Here is a 17,850-nt window from a genome sequence, read left to right as displayed (position 1 = left end):
ATGCGGAACCGCCTGGTGACGTGGGCCAGGATCAGTACCCGGACCCCGTTCATGAATGGGCTTGCATAATCGTGCATAATCATCACATGGTTGATTCGTCGAGTAACCCAGTGTTGCGGGTTGCTGTGGCCGGTGCCAGTGGATACGCCGGCGGTGAAGTGCTGCGCCTATTGCTCGGTCATCCGGCCTACCGCGACGGGCGCCTCGTCATCGGGGCGCTGACCGCTGGATCCAATGCGGGCAGCATGCTGGGGGAGCTGCAGCCGCATCTGCTGCCGATCGCCGATCGCGTGCTCGCGCCGACCACGCTCGACGAGCTGGCCGGTCACGACATCGTCTTCCTCGGCCTGCCGCACGGTCAGTCCGCCGCCATCGCCGAGCAGCTGCCGGAGTCGACGGTGATCATCGACTGCGGCGCCGATTTCCGGCTGACCGATGCGGCGGCCTGGGAGAAGTACTACGGCACCACCTACGCGGGCAGTTGGCCGTACGGCCTACCGGAGCTGCCGGGCGGGCGCGAGCGGCTGCGCGGCGCGCACCGGATCGCCGTGCCCGGTTGCTATCCCACGGTCGCCAGCCTCGCGCTGGTACCGGCGATCGCGGCCGGAATCGTCGAACCGAAGGTGAATGTTGTTGCGGTGAGCGGTACTTCGGGTGCGGGCCGCAAACTCGACATCGGCCTGCTCGGGTCCGAGGTGATGGGTTCGGTGCGTGCCTACGGCATCGCGGGCGCGCACCGGCACACCCCGGAGATCGCGCAGAACCTGCAGGCCGCCGGTGGCACCGAGGTCGCCGTATCGTTCACTCCGGTGCTGGCGCCGATGCCGCGTGGCATCCTGGCGACCTGCACGGCTCCGACCCGAGTCGACGCCGACCAGGCTCGCGCGGTCTATGAAAAGGCTTACGCCGACGAACCATTCGTGCAGCTGCTGCCGGAAGGCACACTGCCGCAGACGGGTTCGGTGCTCGGCTCCAATGCCGTGACCCTCCAGGTCGCGGTGGATGCCGATGCCGGACTGCTCGTGGTGATCGGCGCGATCGACAACCTGACCAAGGGCACCGCGGGCGCCGCGGTCCAATCCATGAATCTGGCCGTCGGATTCGACGAGACGGCAGGACTTTCCACCGTAGGAGTGGCACCGTGACGACGATCGAAACTCCGGCGGGCAAGCTGGTCCGGAGCCAGGGCGTGACCGCTCCGCTCGGCTTCCGGGCGGCGGGCATCGCCGCGGGCATCAAGGCCAGCGGAAAACCCGATCTGGCACTGGTATTCAACGAGGGCCCGGAATACGCGGCCGCGGGCGTGTTCACGCGCAACCAGGTGAAGGCCGCACCGGTGCTGTGGTCGCAGCAGGTGCTCACCGCCGGCCGTCTGCGTGCGGTGATCCTGAATTCCGGTGGAGCCAATGCGTGTACCGGTCCGGGCGGATTCCAGGACACGCACCAGACCGCCGAGGAATTGGCCAAGGCGCTGAGCAATTGGGGCACCGAGACCGGCGCGGGCGAAATCGCCGTCTGCTCAACGGGTTTGATCGGTGACCGGCTGCCGATGGACAAGGTGGTTCCGGCCGTCACCGAGATCGTGCACGAAATGGGCGGCGGGCTGTCCGGCGGTCTCGACGCGGCATCCGCGATCATGACGACCGACACCGTGCCCAAGGAAGCGGCCTTCCACCACCGCGACAAGTGGAATGTCGGCGGCATGGCCAAGGGCGCGGGCATGCTTGCCCCATCGCTGGCGACCATGCTGGTAGTGCTCACCACCGATGCCGCCGCAACTGCCGAACAACTGGATCGCGCACTGCGCAACGCGACTCGGCTCACCTTCGACCGGCTCGATGTCGACGGCTCCTGCTCCACCAATGACACCGTGCTGCTGCTCGCCAACGGGGCGAGCGAGGTCACGCCGTCGCAGGAGGACCTCGACGCGGCGGTGCTCGCGGTCTGTGACGATCTGGCCGCCCAGTTGATGGCCGACGCCGAGGGCGTGACCAAGCGGGTGCAGATCACCGTCGCCGGTGCGGTCTCCGAGGACGAGGCGCTGGTCGCGGCGCGGGCCGTCGCCCGCGACAGTCTGGTCAAGACCGCGCTCTTCGGTTCCGACCCGAACTGGGGCCGGGTGCTCGCCGCCGTCGGCATCGCACCGGTCACCCTGGATCCGAACCGGATCTCGGTGTCGTTCAACGGAAATCCGGTCTGCGTCGACAGCGTGGGCGCGCCGGGTGCGCGCGAGGTCGACCTGTCCGGCGCCGATATCGAGGTGCGGATCGAACTGAATGTCGGTAACGGCACCGCCACCGTGCGGACCACCGACCTGTCACACGGCTATGTCGAAGAGAATTCGGCCTACAGCTCATGAGCGAGCGAACAATCAACTCGACCAGCGATGCGGTGCGGGAACTTTCGGCATTGGACAAGGCGCACGTCCTCGCCGACGCATTGCCGTGGCTGCAGAAGTTCCGCGACAAGATCGTAGTCGTCAAATACGGCGGCAATGCGATGATCGATGCGGAGCTCAAACAGGCCTTCGCCGCCGATATGACGTTCCTGCGCACCGTCGGTGTGCACCCGGTGGTGGTGCACGGAGGTGGACCGCAGATCAGCGCGATGCTGAAAAAGCTCGGGTTGGAAGGTGAATTCCGCGGCGGCTTCCGGGTCACCACACCCGAGGTGATGGATGTGGTGCGGATGGTGCTGTTCGGCCAGGTCGGCCGGGAACTGGTCGGGCTGATCAATGCGCACGGTCCGTACGCGGTCGGCATATCCGGTGAGGACGCGCGCCTGTTCACCGCGACCCGGCGCACCGTCGACATCGACGGCGAAGCCACCGATATCGGGCTGGTCGGCGATGTCACCGAGGTGAATGCCGACGCCGTGCTCGACCTCATCGGCGCGGGGCGTATTCCGGTGGTTTCCACCATCGCCCCGGACGCCGACGGCGTGGTGCACAACATCAATGCCGACACCGCTGCCGCCGCACTCGCCGAGGGCATCGGCGCGGAAAAACTGGTGATCCTGACCGACGTCGAGGGCCTCTACACCGACTGGCCGGACCGTTCCTCGCTGACCTCGCGCATCGACGCGGCCGAACTGGCCGAGTTGCTCCGGCGTCTGGATGCGGGCATGGTGCCCAAGATGGAAGCCTGCCTGCGCGCCGTGCAGGGTGGGGTGCCGACCGCACATGTCATCGACGGTCGCGTCCCACATTCGGTGCTGCTGGAACTGTTCACCGGAGAAGGAATCGGAACGATGGTGACGCCCGCCCCGCTCCCGACGAGCGCGGCGGACACACTGAACGGAACGAAAAATGAGTGACACAGCAGAGCTGCAACAGCGGTGGTCCGCCGCGTTGATGAAGAACTACACCACCCCCAAGGTCGCGCTGGTGCGCGGCGCGGGCGCGGTGGTCTACGACGCGGACGGCAGACGCTACGTCGACTTCCTCGGCGGCATCGCGGTCAACAGCCTGGGCCACGCCCATCCGGCGATTCTGGAAGCCGTTACCCAGCAGCTCGGCACGCTGGGGCACACCTCGAATATCTACGCCAACGAACCGGTCATCGAACTGGCCGAACGGCTGCTCGCGCACTTCGGCGACGGTGAATTCGGGGACGGCCACGGCCGCGCGTTCTTCTGCAACTCGGGCACCGAAGCCAATGAGGCAGCGTTCAAGATGGCGCGGCTGACGGGGCGGCACAAGATCATCGCGACCGACGAGGCATTCCACGGCCGGACCATGGGCGCGCTCGCGCTCACCGGACAGCCCTCCAAGCGGACGCCGTTCGAGCCGATGCCCGCGGGTGTCGTCCATGTGCCCTACGGCGATGCGGCGGCGCTCGAGGCGGTCGTCGACGAGGACACCGCGGCGGTATTCCTCGAACCGATCATGGGGGAGAGCGGCGTTGTCGTGCCGCCCATCGACTATCTGGTGAAGGCGCGGGAGATCACCGCGCGTCACGGTGCGCTGCTGATTCTGGACGAGGTGCAGACCGGAATCGGCCGATGCGGAAAGTTCTACGCGCACCAGGCATTCGGCATAGTGCCGGACGTGATCACGCTGGCCAAGGGGCTCGGCGGCGGGCTGCCGATCGGTGCGGTGCTGGCCACCGGACCGGCCGCGGATCTGCTGACGCCGGGTCTGCACGGCACCACGTTCGGCGGCAATGCGGTCTGTGCCGCAGCGGCTTTGGCGGTACTGCGCACCATCGACGAGACCGATCTGCTCGCCCATGTCGAATCGGTCGGCAAGCGGCTCAGTGACGGTATCGAGCTGCTCGAGCACCCGCTGATCGACCATGTGCGTGGTGCGGGTCTGCTGCTCGGAATCGTGCTGACCGACGATATCTCGGCCGAGGTCGAGAACCGGGCGCGGGAGGCGGGCTATCTGGTGAATGCGCCCAAGCCCAACATCATTCGGCTCGCACCGCCGCTGGTGCTCACCGAGACCCAGTCCGACAATTTCGTCGGCGATCTGCCCGAGATCCTGGACGGTGCGATCGCGGATGCCGAGGGGGCCAAATGAGTACAGCATCGCGAAGCGATTCCATGCGGGGTGGCGGCCGGGAGACGGGTGGGCCACTCCGGCACTTTCTGCGCGACGATGACGTCACGCCTGCCGAGCAAGCCGAAATCCTGGCACTCGCAGCGGAATTGAAGAAGGATCCATTCGCACACCGCCCGCTGGAAGGGCCGCGCGGAGTCGGGGTGATCTTCGAGAAGAACTCCACCCGCACGCGGTTCTCCTTCGAAATGGGTATCGCGCAGCTCGGCGGGCATGCGGTGGTGGTCGACGGTCGCGACACCCAGCTCGGTCGCGAGGAGACGCTCGGTGATACCGGCAAGGTGCTCTCGCGCTATGTCGATGCGATCGTGTGGCGCACCTTCGAACAGGTGCGACTGGACGAAATGGCCGTCACCGCAACGGTTCCGGTCGTCAATGCCTTGTCCGATGAGTTCCACCCGTGTCAGGTCCTCGCCGATCTGCAGACTCTCGCCGAGCACAAGGGCAGTCTGGTCGGTCGCAACCTCACCTACTTCGGTGACGGTGCGAACAATATGGCGCATTCTCTGCTGCTCGGTGGTGTGACCGCGGGTCTGAACATAACCATCGCCGCGCCAACGGGTTTCGAGCCGCTGCCGTGGATTCTCGAGGCCGCACGCAAGCGGGCCGCCGAGACCGGTGCGACCATCACCCTCACCGGCGATCCGGTTGCCGCGGCGGCGGGTGCCGATGCTCTGGTGACCGACACCTGGACCTCCATGGGGCAGGAGAACGACGGCCTCGACCGAGTCGGCCCGTTCCGGCCATTCCAGCTCAACGACGATCTGCTCGCCAAGGCGCAGCCGGATGCCGTTGTGCTGCACTGCCTTCCGGCGCATCGCGGCGAGGAGATCACCGACGAGGTGCTCGACGGTCCGCACAGTGTGGTGTGGGACGAGGCGGAGAATCGGCTGCACGCGCAGAAGGCGCTGCTGGTGTGGTTGCTGGCCAGGCAAGGTGAAGCGCAGTGAGTGAGTGCGGCGAGCGGTCCGGTCGCGCGGGAGCGACGGGCTCGAAGGCGGCGGCTCGGCGTGGCCACACCGGCTCTCGTTCGGCGTTCTCGCGGCTCGGTGCGAGATGTGGCAGCGGGGCTCGTCCGTGACAGCACAACCCGACGCGGGTAAGTCCGCACCCGCTATTGCTCGAACCCGCGCCGGTCGCCAGTCCCGCATCATCGAATTGCTGACTGCGCACGCGGTCCGCAGCCAGACCGAACTCGCCGCACTGCTCGCCGCCGAAGGCATCGAAACCACCCAGGCCACCCTGTCGCGCGACCTCGATGAACTCGGCGCCGTGAAGTTGCGTGCCGCCGACGGCGGCGCGGGTGTCTACGTGGTGCCCGAGGACGGCAGCCCGGTACGTGGTGTCACCGGCGGCACCGACCGGTTGTCCAAATTGCTCGGCGACCTGCTGGTCTCGACCGACGCCAGCGGCAATATCGCGGTCTTGCGCACCCCGCCCGGCGCGGCGCACTACCTGGCCAGCGCCCTGGATCGCGCCGCCCTGCCCTACATCGTCGGCACCATCGCCGGTGACGACACCATCGCCGTCATCGCGCGCGAGCCGCTGACCGGCGCAGAGGTGGCCGGAAAGATCGAACAGCTGGCTTGAAAGGCGGCGGCAGGTTTCGGGGAGTGGACGAACCGACTTCCTGGCGTGTCGGAGATATGTCCCCTAATGTAGGTATGTACCTACATTAGGAGTGCTGTCGATGACCACAATGAGCGCGCGTGAGTTCAATCGCGACGTCAGCGCGGCGAAGCGCGCTGCTACCCACGGTCCGGTCGTGATCACCGATCGCGGCGCGGATGCCTTCGTGCTGCTCTCGATCGAGGAGTATCGGAGGTTGCGGGCGGACAGTCAGGACCTCGTGACACGGTTGAGTATGGAGGACGACGATATCGATTTCGATCCGACTCCACTGGGTGTCGAGCTGAAGGTTCCCACGCTGTGACATTCTTGCTCGATACGAACGTCATCAGCGAGTTGCGGAAATCGTCGCAGGTGGCGGATCAGTCGGTTCGCGCCTGGGTTGCGGGTCGAAGGCCGTCGGAGCTGTATTTGAGCGTCATCACTGTGATGGAAATCGAGATCGGCATCGGCCGGGTCGAACGACGTGACTCGACGCAGGGAAAGCGGCTGCGGATGTGGCTGGAGGACAAGGTGCTCGACGCATTCGCGGGCCGGATTCTCGATCTCGACCTGTCAGCCGCGCGCCGCACGGCGCAGCTGCGTGTGCCGGACCCTCGCCCCGAGCGTGACGCCATGATCGCCGCGACGGCCAGCGAACACGGCATGACGGTCGTCACGCGAAACGCGAAGGATTTCGGCCCGATGGGTGTGCCGGTGATCGACCCATGGAATGTCTGAACAGCGCCCAGTCAGCGACGAACAACGCTGGGATATGAGTGGTTCGAATCGCTCATGGCTGGCGCAGCGGGTGATGCATCGTGCGATGCCGCGAGTCGGACGTCACCTTTGGCGATTGTCCTGGCCACAGACGTCGGTGCAGGGCGGTCGAGGCGTCTCCTCGGCGCATCACTGAACACACTAAAGCCATTGTGGTACAACATATATGGGGGTCACCCGCGCAAATACGCAGCTTGAAGGGCTTGGCGACGTGTACGGCGTGCAGCTCCTCGAAGACGCCTCACACGCCCACGGCGCAACGGTCGGCGGTCACAAGGTCGGCACCTTCGGTCGCGCCTCGGCGTTCAGCATGAACGGTCCCAAGCCGCTTTCGGCTGGCGAAGGCGGATTCGTCCGCACCGATGACGAATACGTCTACTACCGAGTGCTGCTGCACGGCCAGTACAACAAGCGGTGCCGAAACGAGATACCGGATAGCTTCGGCCTGAGCCGCTACAACGTCACCGGCATGGGCCTCAAGCACCGCATCCACCCGATGGCCGCGGCCATCGCGCTGGAACAGCTCGATCACCTGGACAAATATCTGGTGGGTCGAGCGAATGTGGCCGAGCGGATCTGCGAAGGACTCGATGGCCTCTACGCAGTTGTTACCCCTTGGCACGATTCCGAGGTGCGCTCGTCGTGGTACGGCCTCGCCCTCCTGTACAAGGAGGAAGAACTCGGAGTCCCCATCGAGCGGTTCTACGAGGCGCTGAAGGCCGAGGGCTGCGCCGAGCTGGATCGGCCCGGCTCCACCTGCCCGCTGAACCTCCTGCCGCTGTTCCAGGAACCCGGACCGATGTTCCCGCAGTACGAAGGCAAGCTGTCCTACCGGCCCGGCGACTTCCCGCAGGCCGAGCAAGTCCATCGGAACACGCTCGAGCTGCCGGTCTGGCACCGAGAGGACGACGTCCCGATCGCCATGCGCTACGTCAGCGCCATCCGCAAAGTGATCAAACACATCAACGAACTGAAAGGGTAAGTTCATGGACACCGCCCTGATCGAACTCACCACCGGAGCCACCAGCGACGGCGTACAGCAACTCGTCGTCGGTGCCGTCGTCCAGCACAACGGCAAGGTACTTCTGCTTCAACGCCCCGAGGACGACTTCATGGGCGGCATCTGGGAATTGCCGAGCGGCAAGGTCGAGCTGGGCGAAACCCTCGACCCAGCCCTGATCCGCGAGGTCAAAGAAGAGACCGGCCTAGCTGTCGCGGATGTGCGTACCTACCTCGGCAGCTTCGACTATGAGTCGGGCAGCGGCAAGAAGTCCCGCCAGTTCAATTTCGCGGTCGATGTCGCCAGCGCCGAGCCCATGCAGCTCCAGGAGCACGACGCCTACACCTGGACGGCACTCACCGAGGAGCCGCCGGTTACGGATGCTGTACGGCAGGTACTTGCCGCATACCAGGAGCTGTAGGACAAGAAGACCAGAAGTGGGCTGCCCGGCATCGGGCAGCCCACGGTCGTTTCAGTGACGTGGCGGCAGCGACCCAGCAGCCGCTTCTCGAGCTGCTGGGCAAGATCGAACCGACCCCGATTCCGTTGGAAGCAGGGGTGTATGGACACGATGTCACGGAGTGGGCAGGCTTCGAACTGCTCCGCGACATACGGGAGTTCCGGATGACCACGATGGCGCTGCAGGCAGCATCAACCACGCCGGCGCTCCGGGGACAGGCTGAGCACCGGTTGGCATGTATCCGAGGCGAACTCGGTCCCCGCCCGTGGCCGGGGTGGAAGGCATTGGGGTGAGTTCACGGCTGAATGTCGTTGCCACGCATCAAGGTGTGTTGGGATCGGGCGAATGCTGAGCGAGCAGTTGGCCAATGGCACGAATTGAGCCAGAAGTCGGATTCTGTACGGTATCGCGTACATGATGGGGTCTGCTGGGTTCGCGGTCGCGACCCCAGTTGTGAATGGGCTTGCATCATCATGCATAATCATTTGCAGAATGACGCGGGCCCGCCCAGGCTGGTCCAGAGGCGTCGGGGCCGGGCCCGCGCCCACCGCTCGGACACCCGCCATACTGCTGATACCCCTATCGAACATCGAGGAGCACACAGAACATGTCCGAGCGCGTCGTACTCGCCTACTCCGGTGGGCTGGACACCTCCGTCGCGATCAGCTGGATCGGCAAGGAGACCGGCGCCGAAGTGGTGGCCGTGGCCATCGACCTCGGCCAGGGCGGCGAGGACATGAATGTGGTGCGCCAGCGCGCACTGGACTGCGGTGCCGTCGAGGCGATCGTGGTCGATGCGCGCGACGAATTCGCCAACGAGTACTGCCTGCCGACCATCCAGGCCAACGCCATGTACATGGGTCAGTACCCGCTGGTCTCGGCGATCAGCCGCCCGCTCATTGTCAAGCACCTCGTCGAGGCCGCCAAGTTCCACGGCGCGAGCACCGTCGCGCACGGCTGCACCGGTAAGGGCAACGACCAGGTCCGCTTCGAGGTCGGCATCGGCGCGCTCGCCCCCGACCTGAATGTGATCGCCCCGGTCCGCGACTACGCCTGGACCCGCGAGAAGGCCATCGCCTTCGCCGAGGAGAACCAGCTCCCGATCAACGTCACCAAGAAGTCCCCGTTCTCGATCGACCAGAACGTGTGGGGTCGCGCGGTGGAGACCGGCTTCCTCGAGGACCTCTGGAATGCGCCGACCAAGGACGTCTACGACTACACCTCGGACCCGACGGTCAACTTCGAGGCGCCCGACGAACTCATCGTCACCTTCGACAAGGGTGTGCCGGTCGCCATCGACGGCCGCCAGGTCAGTGTGCTCGAGGCCATCGTCGAGCTGAACCATCGTGCGGGCCGCCAGGGTGTCGGCCGCCTCGATATGGTCGAGGACCGGCTCGTCGGCATCAAGAGCCGCGAGATCTACGAGGCGCCAGGCGCCATCGCGCTGATCACCGCGCACCAGGCCCTGGAAAACGTCACCATCGAGCGCGAACTGGGCCGCTACAAGCGGCAGGTCGAGCAGCGCTGGGGCGAGCTGGCCTACGACGGACTCTGGTTCTCCCCGCTCAAGCGCGCGCTGGACGCCTTCGTCGCCGAGACCCAACAGCACGTCACCGGCGAGATCCGGATGGTGCTGCACGGCGGTTCGGTCGTGGTCAACGGTCGCCGCTCCGAGCAGTCGCTCTACGACTTCAACCTGGCCACCTACGACGAGGGCGACACCTTCGACCAGTCCCTCGCCAAGGGCTTCGTGCAGATCCACGGCCTGTCCTCCAAGGTCGCGGCGCGTCGCGACCTCAACCAGAAGTAGGCGGTGGCCGCGCCTTCGCTCGGCCGAGCGCGAGAGATTCAGCGACGGACCTCGTCCGACTGCGCCTATTAGGCTCGATCGGGTCGGCGCGCAGTGAGTCGCCGACCCGAAAGGAGCGCTATGCGGACCGACGACGACAGCTGGGATATCGAATCGAGCGTTGGCGCCACCGCCCTCGGCGTGGCCGCAATGCGAGCCGCCGAGAGCCGCCGCCCGGACGCACTGTTCCACGACCCGTACGCCGAAGTGCTGGTGACCGCCGTCGGTTCGGAATCCTGGACGCGCATCGTGCGCGGGGAGATCCCGGATCTCGAGGAGGCCGCGACAGCGGCGATGGGCCCTATTATCTCGGCCCTCATCGCACGCACCTGCTACCTCGACGCCTACGTCCAGGAGGCGGCCGACGACGGCATCCGGCAGCTCGTCATCCCCGCCGCGGGCCTGGACGCCAGGGCGTATCGGTTCGAATGGCCGGTCGGCACAACGGTTTTCGAGCTGGATCTGCCGAAGGTGCTGGAGTTCAAGGAGAGCGCGCTTGCGGATTTTCCGCCCGCGGCAGACCGCCGCGCGATAGCGGTGGATCTGCGTCAGGATTGGCCTGCGGCGTTGCGGGACAATGGATTCGATCCGACCGCGCCGACCGCATGGTTGGTCGAAGGCCTCTTGCGTTACCTCCCCGCGGACGCTCAGGACCGGCTGTTCGACAACATCGTGGCATCGAGCGCACCGGGCAGTCGCATCGCGATCTACCGCTCATCCGGTTCCGCGCCGGACTCGAAGGCATTGCGGGATGCGCGAGCGGCCGGGGTCGACGTGACGGTCGATGTCGGCGAACTGTGGTACTCCGACGAGGGCCGCAGCGATCCGGTCGACTGGTTCACCGAACACGGCTGGACGGTGTCGCGTGCCGATCCTGCCGAGGTGCTGCGCAGCCGTGGCCGGGAGGTATCCGACGCGGCCGCTGCCCACCTGAAGACCGACATTTTGTTCACCGCCCGACGACCCGGAGGAGACAGCACACGATGACGCAGAGCGGCAGCACCAACGAAGGGGCGCTCTGGGGCGGACGTTTCGCGTCCGGACCGGCCGCGGCAATGGCCGCGCTGAGCAAGTCGACCCATTTCGACTGGGCGCTGGCTCCCTACGACATTCGCGCGTCCAAGGCACACGCGCGCGTGCTGCACAAGGCGGGACTGCTGTCGGAGAGCGACCTCGCCGCCATGCTGTCTGGGCTGGATCGCCTTGCGGCGGACGTGGATTCGGGTGCGTTCGCCCCCGCCGAGGCCGATGAGGACGTGCACGGCGCGTTGGAGCGCGGGCTGATCGCGCTGGTCGGCGCCGAACTCGGCGGTCGACTCCGGGCCGGGCGTTCGCGTAATGACCAGGTGGCCACGCTGTTTCGGATGTGGCTGCGCGATGCGGCCTGCCGGGTCGCCGCCGGACTCCTCGATGTGGTCGACGCGTTGGTCGCTCAGGCCGCCGCGCATCCGGACGCGGTAATGCCCGGCAAGACGCATCTGCAGGCCGCGCAGCCGGTGCTGCTCGCACATCATCTGCTCGCACACGCGCATCCGCTGCTGCGCGATATCGATCGGCTGCGCGACTTCGACAAGCGGGCGGCGGTGTCGCCCTATGGTTCCGGCGCACTCGCCGGATCCTCGCTCGGACTCGATCCGGAAGCCATTGCGGCCGAACTGGATTTCGATGCCGCCGCGGCGAATTCGATCGATGCCACTTCCGCACGTGATTTCGCGGCCGAGGCGGCCTTCGTGCTCGCCATGATCGGCGTCGATCTGAGCCGGCTGGCCGAAGAGGTGATCATCTGGAGCACACCGGAATTCGGCTACATCACCCTCGCCGACGCCTGGTCCACCGGCTCGTCGATCATGCCGCAGAAGAAGAATCCGGACGTCTCCGAACTCACCCGCGGCAAGGCAGGCCGCCTCATCGGCAATCTGACCGGACTGCTGGCGACCCTGAAAGCCCAACCGCTGGCTTACAACCGGGACCTGCAGGAGGACAAGGAACCGCTGTTCGACTCGGTGGCCCAGCTCGAACTGCTGCTCCCGGCCATCGCGGGCCTGGTCTCGACGCTCACCTTCCACACCGACCGCATGGCCGAACTGGCCCCCGCCGGTTTCACCCTTGCCACCGATATCGCCGAATGGCTGGTCCGCCAGGGTGTTCCGTTCCGCGTCGCACACGAGGCCGCGGGTGGCTGCGTGCGCGCCGCCGAAGCGCGCGGTGTCGGCCTCGACGAGCTGACCGACGAAGAATTCGCCGCCATCGATCCGGCACTGACCCCACAGGTCCGCGAAGTGCTCACCGTGCAGGGCTCGATCGCATCCCGCAATGCCCGCGGCGGCACCGCAGGGGTACAGGTCACATCGCAACTCGACGACATCCGCAACGCCGTCACCACCCTGCGCCCCCTCTTCCCGTAGTTCCCCTCAACGCCCGCGCGCAGGGCGCTCCGCCTCAGCGACCAAGACCAGGAGGAACTGGTTGGCGGCATTGCCCGAGAACGCCCGCCATCAGTCCACCTGATCTTGATCCAGACCGGTACCGAAGCGGAAGTATTGACGGGTCGACGTCGGGTCGGAGGCCGCTCGGAACGGGCTAATCGTCCACTCGCACTGTGTATCCCGAATTATTCAGCGCGGCAAGCATATTGTCGCGATGCGTGGGACCGCGCGTTTCCGACGTCAGCGATATCTCGACCGCGAGCCAGTCCGCGAGTGCACCACATCCACCACACGCACCGGCCTTCCCGACCACCGCGAGCAGTCCGCTCGACGCCGGCGTGTTCGGACAACACCCGTGACGCGACCACCGGCGTCCGCCGAATCACCGGCGCCAATGCCGCTGCGGCCGCCTCGATACGGTCCAGTCCCAGCAACTCCATGCGCCTATCCGGCCTTCGCGAGACTGTGCGCAATGGCACCGAGCCGCGCCAGCCGAGCATCGCCGAGCGGCGTCAGCTTCCCGCCGAGCCGATTGGTGACGAATGCCAGCGACATCCCGGTGGCCGGATCGGCGAACGCCCCCGAACCGCCGAGACCGAAATGGCCGAACGCGGAGATGGTATCGGCCTTCGACGGCTTCATCGGCACACCGTGGTAACCCAGCGCCCACGGAATGCGGAACGCCAGAACGTAATCGGGAGTGAAGACCTGACGCTTGGTGATCTGCTCGATGGTCTCCGGACGCAGCAACTGGAAGTCCCCGAGCCGACCATCGGTCGCGAGCGCGCTGTACATCCTCGCCAGGGCACGCGCCGAGAAGACACCGTTGACGCCTGGAATCACCGAATCATGCAGGCGCGGATCGGAAACCATATCCGCGAATCCGCGCGGGGTGGTTTCGGCGGCCGCAGCGAAACGAGTCCGGCCCATGAGCCGCGCACTGTTTTCCCAACTCATGCCCGCAACGGTGAGCCGAGGAAAGTTGGTGGCAATGCGGCCGCGTTCGGATTCCGGCACGCGGAACCAGAGTTCCTCCGCCGCGAGCGGTTTCGCGATTTCCGTGCGCAACAGCTCGGTGAAGTCCGAACCGGAGACCCGTCGGATCAGCTCGGCGACCAAGTGCCCGAAGGAGATTCCGTGATAGCCGCTGGTCACCAGGTGACGCGGGTCGGGGGAGCAGGCCGCGAGCGCGGCGGTGACCTCGGCATCGTCCAGGAAACGCGCTACCGGCCCGGGTAGCAGATCGCGCAGTCGATGCAGACCCGCCCGGTGCGTGAGCATTTCCCGCACCGTAATGCGCTCCTTGCCCGCCGCCCCGAATTCGGGCCAGTAGGTGGCGACCGGCTCGTCGTAATCGAACAGTCCACGCTCGGCCAATCGGTGCGCCAGCGTCGAGACCACACCCTTGCCGGTGGAATAGGCCATGGCCACGGTATCGGCGGCCCACGGCACGCCCGGATGCGCGAACCCGGCCCACACATCCACGACCGGTTCGCCGTGCTGATAGACCACGAGCGCCCCGCCGCCATCGCTCGGCCTGCGGAACAGTCTGTCGAATTCGGCGACCAGGCGCACATAGCGACGATCCACCGACTGCGTTGCGGTAAATGTCATCGGATTACCTCTGTTGTCAGACCAACCAACCAACCAACAGCATGGCACGGCGGCGACCGCGGCCATCGCGGAGCCGAAATCCCAACCGTGAGACCAGTCGGTTCGGTGAACTTTTCCTGACCGTCATATCCGCGACCGAGATCGCAACACGGCTCGCATAGCGTGGCCGCATGCCCCCGAGACGACGATCGGCGCTACTGGCCAGGTTGGTTGTCGACGAACCAGGCCGACCGCAAGTGATCCTCGGCGAATTGCGCCGGGTGATTCTGGACGGGGCCGTGCCGCCGTGCACGGTGATCCCGTTGCGCGAGGTTGCCGAATTGTTCGGCGTCAGCCATATCCCGGTGCGGGAGGCGCTCAAGACATTGATCGGGGAGGGGCTGGTCACCCATCAGCCGCACGGCGGGTATGCGGTGGCCCAGCTGACTTCCAACGAGCTGCGCGAAATGTATATCGCGCGGGAGACCCTGGAAACCGCGTCGCTGGCGGCCGCGGCGCGCAATGCCACCGACGCCGACCGCGCTCGTTTACTCGAGGTGAATTCGTTACTGGAACAGGCGATTCGAGATGACGACCCGGTCGCATACCACCGCCAGTCGCGCCATTTCCACGTGGCGCTGACCAAGCCGTCACGGATGTTCCGACTGCTGCACATGCTCGAATCGGCGTGGAATGTCACCGAGCCGGTACAGTCCATGGTGCATATCGGCCGCGGCGATCGGGTGCGCCTGCACACCGATCACGCGCTGATGCTCGATGCGTTCATGGCCCGCGATGTGGACCGCCTGCTGCTGATCGCCGAACGCCATCACCGCAGGTTGGAGACGGTAATCGCGACACTGCCCACCGATACCGGACTGCTCGCGCCGGAAGATATATCGATCGCGCAATAGCCGGGCAATAACTGCGCAATGGCCGGGCAATGCGTGGTTTCTACCGTCGTTTCGATCAACGGTTTCACCTTCGGATGGGAAACACCATGACCGAAACGCTCACCACCGCGGCCCCGCCCGTACTCGCGCCGCCCGCCTACGACCCACGGCTGACGAATGCGGACCTGGCCCCGCTGCGCAAGCAGACCTGGGGCTCCTACAACATCTTCGCGTTCTGGATGTCGGACGTGCACAGCGTCGGCGGCTACGTCACCGCGGGCAGCTTGTTCGCACTCGGACTCGCCAGCTGGCAGGTGCTCGCGGCGCTGCTGATCGGCATCACCATCGTCTATTTCTTCTGCAATCTGGTCGCCAAGCCGAGTCAGGTGACCGGTGTGCCGTATCCGGTCATGTGCCGCAGTGCATTCGGAGTGCTCGGCGCGAATATCCCGGCCATCATTCGTGGCCTGATCGCCGTCGCCTGGTACGGGATTCAGACCTTTCTCGCCTCGGCGGCACTGGATGTCGTACTGGTGAAACTATTTCCGAGCCTCGCTCCGTATGCGGTCGTCGACGACTACGGTTTCCTCGGTCTTTCACTGCTCGGGTGGGGCAGTTATCTAATGCTGTGGGTCGTGCAGGCCTGCGTGTTCTGGCGCGGCATGGAATCGATTCGCAAATTCATCGACTTCTGCGGTCCCGCTGTGTATGTCGTGATGTTTGTGCTCTGCGGCTATCTGATCGCCAAGGCCGGGTGGAGTGCCATCGACCTGAAGCTCGGCGAGGTGAAATACACCGGTTGGGCCTCGGTCCCGGTCATGCTCGGCGCGATCGCGCTGGTGGTGTCCTACTTCTCCGGTCCGATGCTGAACTTCGGCGATTTCTCCCGCTACGGCAAGAGTTTCGCGGTGGTGCGGCGTGGCAACCTGCTCGGGCTGCCGGTCAACTTCCTGCTCTTCTCGCTGCTGGTCGTGATCACCGCATCGCTGACGGTCCCCGTCTACGGTGAGCTGATCACCGATCCCGTTGCGACGGTAGCCCGTATCGACAGCACCTTCGCGATCGTGCTGGGCGCGATGACCTTCGCCATCGCCACGATCGGTATCAATATCGTCGCCAACTTCATTTCACCGGCTTTCGACTTCTCACACGTCAGCCCGCAGCGGATCAGCTGGCGCGCGGGCGGCATGATCGCCGCGGTCGGGTCGGTCCTGATCACGCCGTGGAACCTCTACAACAATCCGGAGGTCATCCATTACACCCTGGAGGTGCTCGGCGCATTCATCGGCCCGCTGTTCGGTGTCCTCATCGCCGACTACTATCTGGTGCGCAAACAGCAGGTTGTCGTCGACGACTTGTTCACCCTGTCGCAGACCGGATCCTACTGGTACAGCAAGGGTTACAACCCGGCGGCGATCATCGCAACCGCCGTCGGCGCGATCATCGCGGTGATACCGGTGCTGGCCAAGGATGTCACCGGCATGTACACCGCCGCGCAGTACAGCTGGTTCATCGGCTGCGGCCTCGGTTTCCTCACCTATTACCTGCTGGCCACCCGAACCCGGTTGGCAGTGCGCGGAGTTGCCGCCTGATGCGCATCCGGGTCGTCAACCCGAACACCACCCGGGCGATGACCGACACGATCGAGCAGTGTGCCCAGGCCGTAGCGGGCCGGGACACACTGCTCGACGCGGTAACCGCCGAGATGGGGCCCGCCTCGATCGAGAGTCACTACGACGAAGCCCTCAGTGTTCCGGGCATTCTCGCCGCCATCCGACGCGGCGAACAGGAGGGTGTCGACGGCTACGTGATCGCCTGCTTCGGTGATCCGGGCCTGGACGCGGCCCGAGAACTGGCGCGCGGGCCGGTAATCGGCATTGCGGAGGCGGCAATGCATACCGCGAGTCATCTCGGCGGCGGATTCAGCATCGTCACGACGCTCGGCCGAACCATCGGCCGAGCGGACGAGCTGGTGTATCGCTATGGCATGCAACGTTTTTGCCGGGGCATCCACGCCTGCGAAATCCCGGTGCTCGCACTGGAAGATCCGGATACCCGCAAAATCGTCACCGAGGCATGCGGCGATGCGGTCGACGCCGATGGCTCCGATGCGATCGTCCTCGGCTGCGCGGGTATGGCCGACCTCTGCAACCACATCCGTGACGAGATCGGTGTACCGGTGATCGACGGCGTCGCCGCGGCCACCCTCACCGCCCAGTCGCTGATCACCCTCGGCCTGCGCAAATCGGGTAGGGGAGAGTTCGCCGCACCACCACCCAAGGCGTATAGCGGCCCGCTGCGCTCCTTCGGCTCGAATTCCTGAACTGTCAGGCGGCCGCGGCCAGGGCTTCCATCGCCGCATCGGGATCGTCGACATCGACGACGAGACGGGTGAACCCGGGGCCTGCGAGGTCGATGAGAATGGCATGGCCGTCGAATCTGGTGTCCCAGAACTCTTTTCGCCTCTTGCCGCGGTAGGTGCCCGCCGCGATCACGCCGGGAAAGAAGGTGCCCGGTGCGCGGACCCACGGTGGGCGCAGATCGACCGGAGCGAGGGTCACCTCTTTGATATCGGCCAAATCGAAGGTCACGTGCTCGCGCAGGGCCAGCAGTCGGTGCCCGCCGAGCACATGAACCGTCACTTTGTCGTCCGTGACTTCGACTTCGACCATCGTGCACC

At 65.7% G+C, this 17,850-nt stretch carries 18 protein-coding genes; 16 read left to right on the top strand and 2 right to left on the bottom strand.

The window, feature by feature from the left end; genetic code table 11:
* Positions 1 to 86: 86 nt before the first annotated feature.
* The 13 genes from argC (at position 87) to argH (ending at position 12,663) form a co-directional block, all read left to right on the top strand.
* Positions 87 to 1,145: an N-acetyl-gamma-glutamyl-phosphate reductase gene (argC, locus tag ACQPXH_RS22060; protein ID WP_433598430.1), complete on the top strand. Its 1,059-nt coding sequence runs from the start codon at positions 87 to 89 to the stop codon at positions 1,143 to 1,145.
* Entirely contained in the window at positions 1,142 to 2,359 is a 1,218-nt protein-coding gene (gene argJ, locus ACQPXH_RS22055) for a bifunctional glutamate N-acetyltransferase/amino-acid acetyltransferase ArgJ (RefSeq protein WP_433598429.1), read from the top strand. The genes argC and argJ overlap by 4 nt, the downstream gene beginning before the upstream one ends.
* On the top strand, positions 2,356 to 3,315 hold the full coding sequence (gene argB, locus ACQPXH_RS22050; RefSeq protein WP_433598428.1) for an acetylglutamate kinase: 960 nt from the start codon (positions 2,356 to 2,358) through the stop codon (positions 3,313 to 3,315). The genes argJ and argB overlap by 4 nt, the downstream gene beginning before the upstream one ends.
* On the top strand, positions 3,308 to 4,522 hold the full coding sequence (locus ACQPXH_RS22045; RefSeq protein WP_433598427.1) for an acetylornithine transaminase: 1,215 nt from the start codon (positions 3,308 to 3,310) through the stop codon (positions 4,520 to 4,522). Before argB ends, ACQPXH_RS22045 begins: the two co-directional genes overlap by 8 nt.
* Positions 4,519 to 5,511: an ornithine carbamoyltransferase gene (gene argF, locus ACQPXH_RS22040; RefSeq protein WP_433598426.1), complete on the top strand. Its 993-nt coding sequence runs from the start codon at positions 4,519 to 4,521 to the stop codon at positions 5,509 to 5,511. Before ACQPXH_RS22045 ends, argF begins: the two co-directional genes overlap by 4 nt.
* Positions 5,512 to 5,617: 106 nt before the next feature.
* Positions 5,618 to 6,151: an arginine repressor gene (locus ACQPXH_RS22035; RefSeq protein WP_433598425.1), complete on the top strand. Its 534-nt coding sequence runs from the start codon at positions 5,618 to 5,620 to the stop codon at positions 6,149 to 6,151.
* Between the two features lie 100 nt (positions 6,152 to 6,251).
* Positions 6,252 to 6,494 (top strand): type II toxin-antitoxin system Phd/YefM family antitoxin, encoded by a 243-nt coding sequence (locus ACQPXH_RS22030; protein WP_433598424.1) that lies wholly within the window; start codon positions 6,252 to 6,254, stop codon positions 6,492 to 6,494.
* The gene (locus ACQPXH_RS22025) at positions 6,491 to 6,910 is read left to right on the top strand and encodes a type II toxin-antitoxin system VapC family toxin (RefSeq protein WP_433598423.1); all 420 of its coding nucleotides are present in this window, start codon (positions 6,491 to 6,493) and stop codon (positions 6,908 to 6,910) included. Before ACQPXH_RS22030 ends, ACQPXH_RS22025 begins: the two co-directional genes overlap by 4 nt.
* Before the next feature lie 205 nt (positions 6,911 to 7,115).
* On the top strand, positions 7,116 to 7,931 hold the full coding sequence (locus ACQPXH_RS22020) for a DegT/DnrJ/EryC1/StrS family aminotransferase (RefSeq protein WP_433598422.1): 816 nt from the start codon (positions 7,116 to 7,118) through the stop codon (positions 7,929 to 7,931).
* Between the two features lie 4 nt (positions 7,932 to 7,935).
* Positions 7,936 to 8,370, top strand: a complete 435-nt coding sequence (locus ACQPXH_RS22015; RefSeq protein ID WP_433598421.1) for an NUDIX domain-containing protein — start codon at positions 7,936 to 7,938, stop codon at positions 8,368 to 8,370.
* Between the two features lie 646 nt (positions 8,371 to 9,016).
* The gene (locus tag ACQPXH_RS22010) at positions 9,017 to 10,219 is read left to right on the top strand and encodes an argininosuccinate synthase (protein WP_040689239.1); all 1,203 of its coding nucleotides are present in this window, start codon (positions 9,017 to 9,019) and stop codon (positions 10,217 to 10,219) included.
* A gap of 120 nt (positions 10,220 to 10,339) precedes the next feature.
* Positions 10,340 to 11,245 carry a class I SAM-dependent methyltransferase gene (locus tag ACQPXH_RS22005; RefSeq protein WP_433598420.1) on the top strand — a complete coding sequence of 302 codons (906 nt, stop codon included), beginning with the start codon at positions 10,340 to 10,342 and terminating at the stop codon, positions 11,243 to 11,245.
* Positions 11,242 to 12,663, top strand: a complete 1,422-nt coding sequence (gene argH, locus ACQPXH_RS22000) for an argininosuccinate lyase (RefSeq protein WP_433598419.1) — start codon at positions 11,242 to 11,244, stop codon at positions 12,661 to 12,663. The genes ACQPXH_RS22005 and argH overlap by 4 nt, the downstream gene beginning before the upstream one ends.
* 465 nt (positions 12,664 to 13,128) lie before the next feature.
* Here the strand turns inward: argH and ACQPXH_RS21995 are convergent, their stop codons facing one another.
* Positions 13,129 to 14,298 carry a serine hydrolase domain-containing protein gene (locus ACQPXH_RS21995; RefSeq protein ID WP_433598418.1) on the bottom strand — a complete coding sequence of 390 codons (1,170 nt, stop codon included), beginning with the start codon at positions 14,296 to 14,298 and terminating at the stop codon, positions 13,129 to 13,131.
* 170 nt (positions 14,299 to 14,468) lie between these two features.
* Here ACQPXH_RS21995 and ACQPXH_RS21990 point away from each other — a divergent pair, with 170 nt between their 5' ends.
* The 3 genes from ACQPXH_RS21990 (at position 14,469) to ACQPXH_RS21980 (ending at position 17,493) form a co-directional block, all read left to right on the top strand.
* Positions 14,469 to 15,191, top strand: coding sequence for a GntR family transcriptional regulator (locus ACQPXH_RS21990; protein WP_433598417.1), 723 nt, complete (start codon positions 14,469 to 14,471; stop codon positions 15,189 to 15,191).
* 86 nt (positions 15,192 to 15,277) lie between these two features.
* Positions 15,278 to 16,762, top strand: coding sequence for an NCS1 family nucleobase:cation symporter-1 (locus ACQPXH_RS21985; RefSeq protein WP_433598416.1), 1,485 nt, complete (start codon positions 15,278 to 15,280; stop codon positions 16,760 to 16,762).
* The gene (locus ACQPXH_RS21980) at positions 16,762 to 17,493 is read left to right on the top strand and encodes an aspartate/glutamate racemase family protein (RefSeq protein ID WP_433598415.1); all 732 of its coding nucleotides are present in this window, start codon (positions 16,762 to 16,764) and stop codon (positions 17,491 to 17,493) included. The genes ACQPXH_RS21985 and ACQPXH_RS21980 overlap by 1 nt, the downstream gene beginning before the upstream one ends.
* A 4-nt stretch (positions 17,494 to 17,497) precedes the next feature.
* On the opposite strand, the gene ACQPXH_RS21975 is transcribed toward ACQPXH_RS21980, so the two are convergent.
* Entirely contained in the window at positions 17,498 to 17,842 is a 345-nt protein-coding gene (locus ACQPXH_RS21975; RefSeq protein WP_433598414.1) for a hypothetical protein, read from the bottom strand.
* Positions 17,843 to 17,850: the final 8 nt, after the last annotated feature.

Source organism: Nocardia sp. CA-135953, assembly GCF_050955735.1.
Taxonomy (GTDB): domain Bacteria; phylum Actinomycetota; class Actinomycetes; order Mycobacteriales; family Mycobacteriaceae; genus Nocardia.
The sequence above is the reverse complement of the archived record's forward strand: the minus strand, read 5'-3'. Positions and strand labels throughout refer to the sequence as shown.

Coding starts and splice junctions, on each gene's coding strand:
- argC (WP_433598430.1), top strand. CDS start 87: ATGGTTGATTCGTCGAGTAACCCAGTGTTGCGGGTTGCTGTGGCCGGT.
- argH (WP_433598419.1), top strand. CDS start 11,242: ATGACGCAGAGCGGCAGCACCAACGAAGGGGCGCTCTGGGGCGGACGT.
- ACQPXH_RS21975 (WP_433598414.1), bottom strand. CDS start 17,842: ATGGTCGAAGTCGAAGTCACGGACGACAAAGTGACGGTTCATGTGCTC.
- ACQPXH_RS22015 (WP_433598421.1), top strand. CDS start 7,936: ATGGACACCGCCCTGATCGAACTCACCACCGGAGCCACCAGCGACGGC.
- ACQPXH_RS22005 (WP_433598420.1), top strand. CDS start 10,340: ATGCGGACCGACGACGACAGCTGGGATATCGAATCGAGCGTTGGCGCC.
- argF (WP_433598426.1), top strand. CDS start 4,519: ATGAGTACAGCATCGCGAAGCGATTCCATGCGGGGTGGCGGCCGGGAG.
- ACQPXH_RS21990 (WP_433598417.1), top strand. CDS start 14,469: ATGCCCCCGAGACGACGATCGGCGCTACTGGCCAGGTTGGTTGTCGAC.
- ACQPXH_RS22045 (WP_433598427.1), top strand. CDS start 3,308: ATGAGTGACACAGCAGAGCTGCAACAGCGGTGGTCCGCCGCGTTGATG.
- ACQPXH_RS22010 (WP_040689239.1), top strand. CDS start 9,017: ATGTCCGAGCGCGTCGTACTCGCCTACTCCGGTGGGCTGGACACCTCC.
- ACQPXH_RS22035 (WP_433598425.1), top strand. CDS start 5,618: ATGTGGCAGCGGGGCTCGTCCGTGACAGCACAACCCGACGCGGGTAAG.
- ACQPXH_RS21980 (WP_433598415.1), top strand. CDS start 16,762: ATGCGCATCCGGGTCGTCAACCCGAACACCACCCGGGCGATGACCGAC.
- ACQPXH_RS22020 (WP_433598422.1), top strand. CDS start 7,116: ATGGGGGTCACCCGCGCAAATACGCAGCTTGAAGGGCTTGGCGACGTG.
- ACQPXH_RS21985 (WP_433598416.1), top strand. CDS start 15,278: ATGACCGAAACGCTCACCACCGCGGCCCCGCCCGTACTCGCGCCGCCC.
- argB (WP_433598428.1), top strand. CDS start 2,356: ATGAGCGAGCGAACAATCAACTCGACCAGCGATGCGGTGCGGGAACTT.
- ACQPXH_RS21995 (WP_433598418.1), bottom strand. CDS start 14,298: ATGACATTTACCGCAACGCAGTCGGTGGATCGTCGCTATGTGCGCCTG.
- ACQPXH_RS22030 (WP_433598424.1), top strand. CDS start 6,252: ATGACCACAATGAGCGCGCGTGAGTTCAATCGCGACGTCAGCGCGGCG.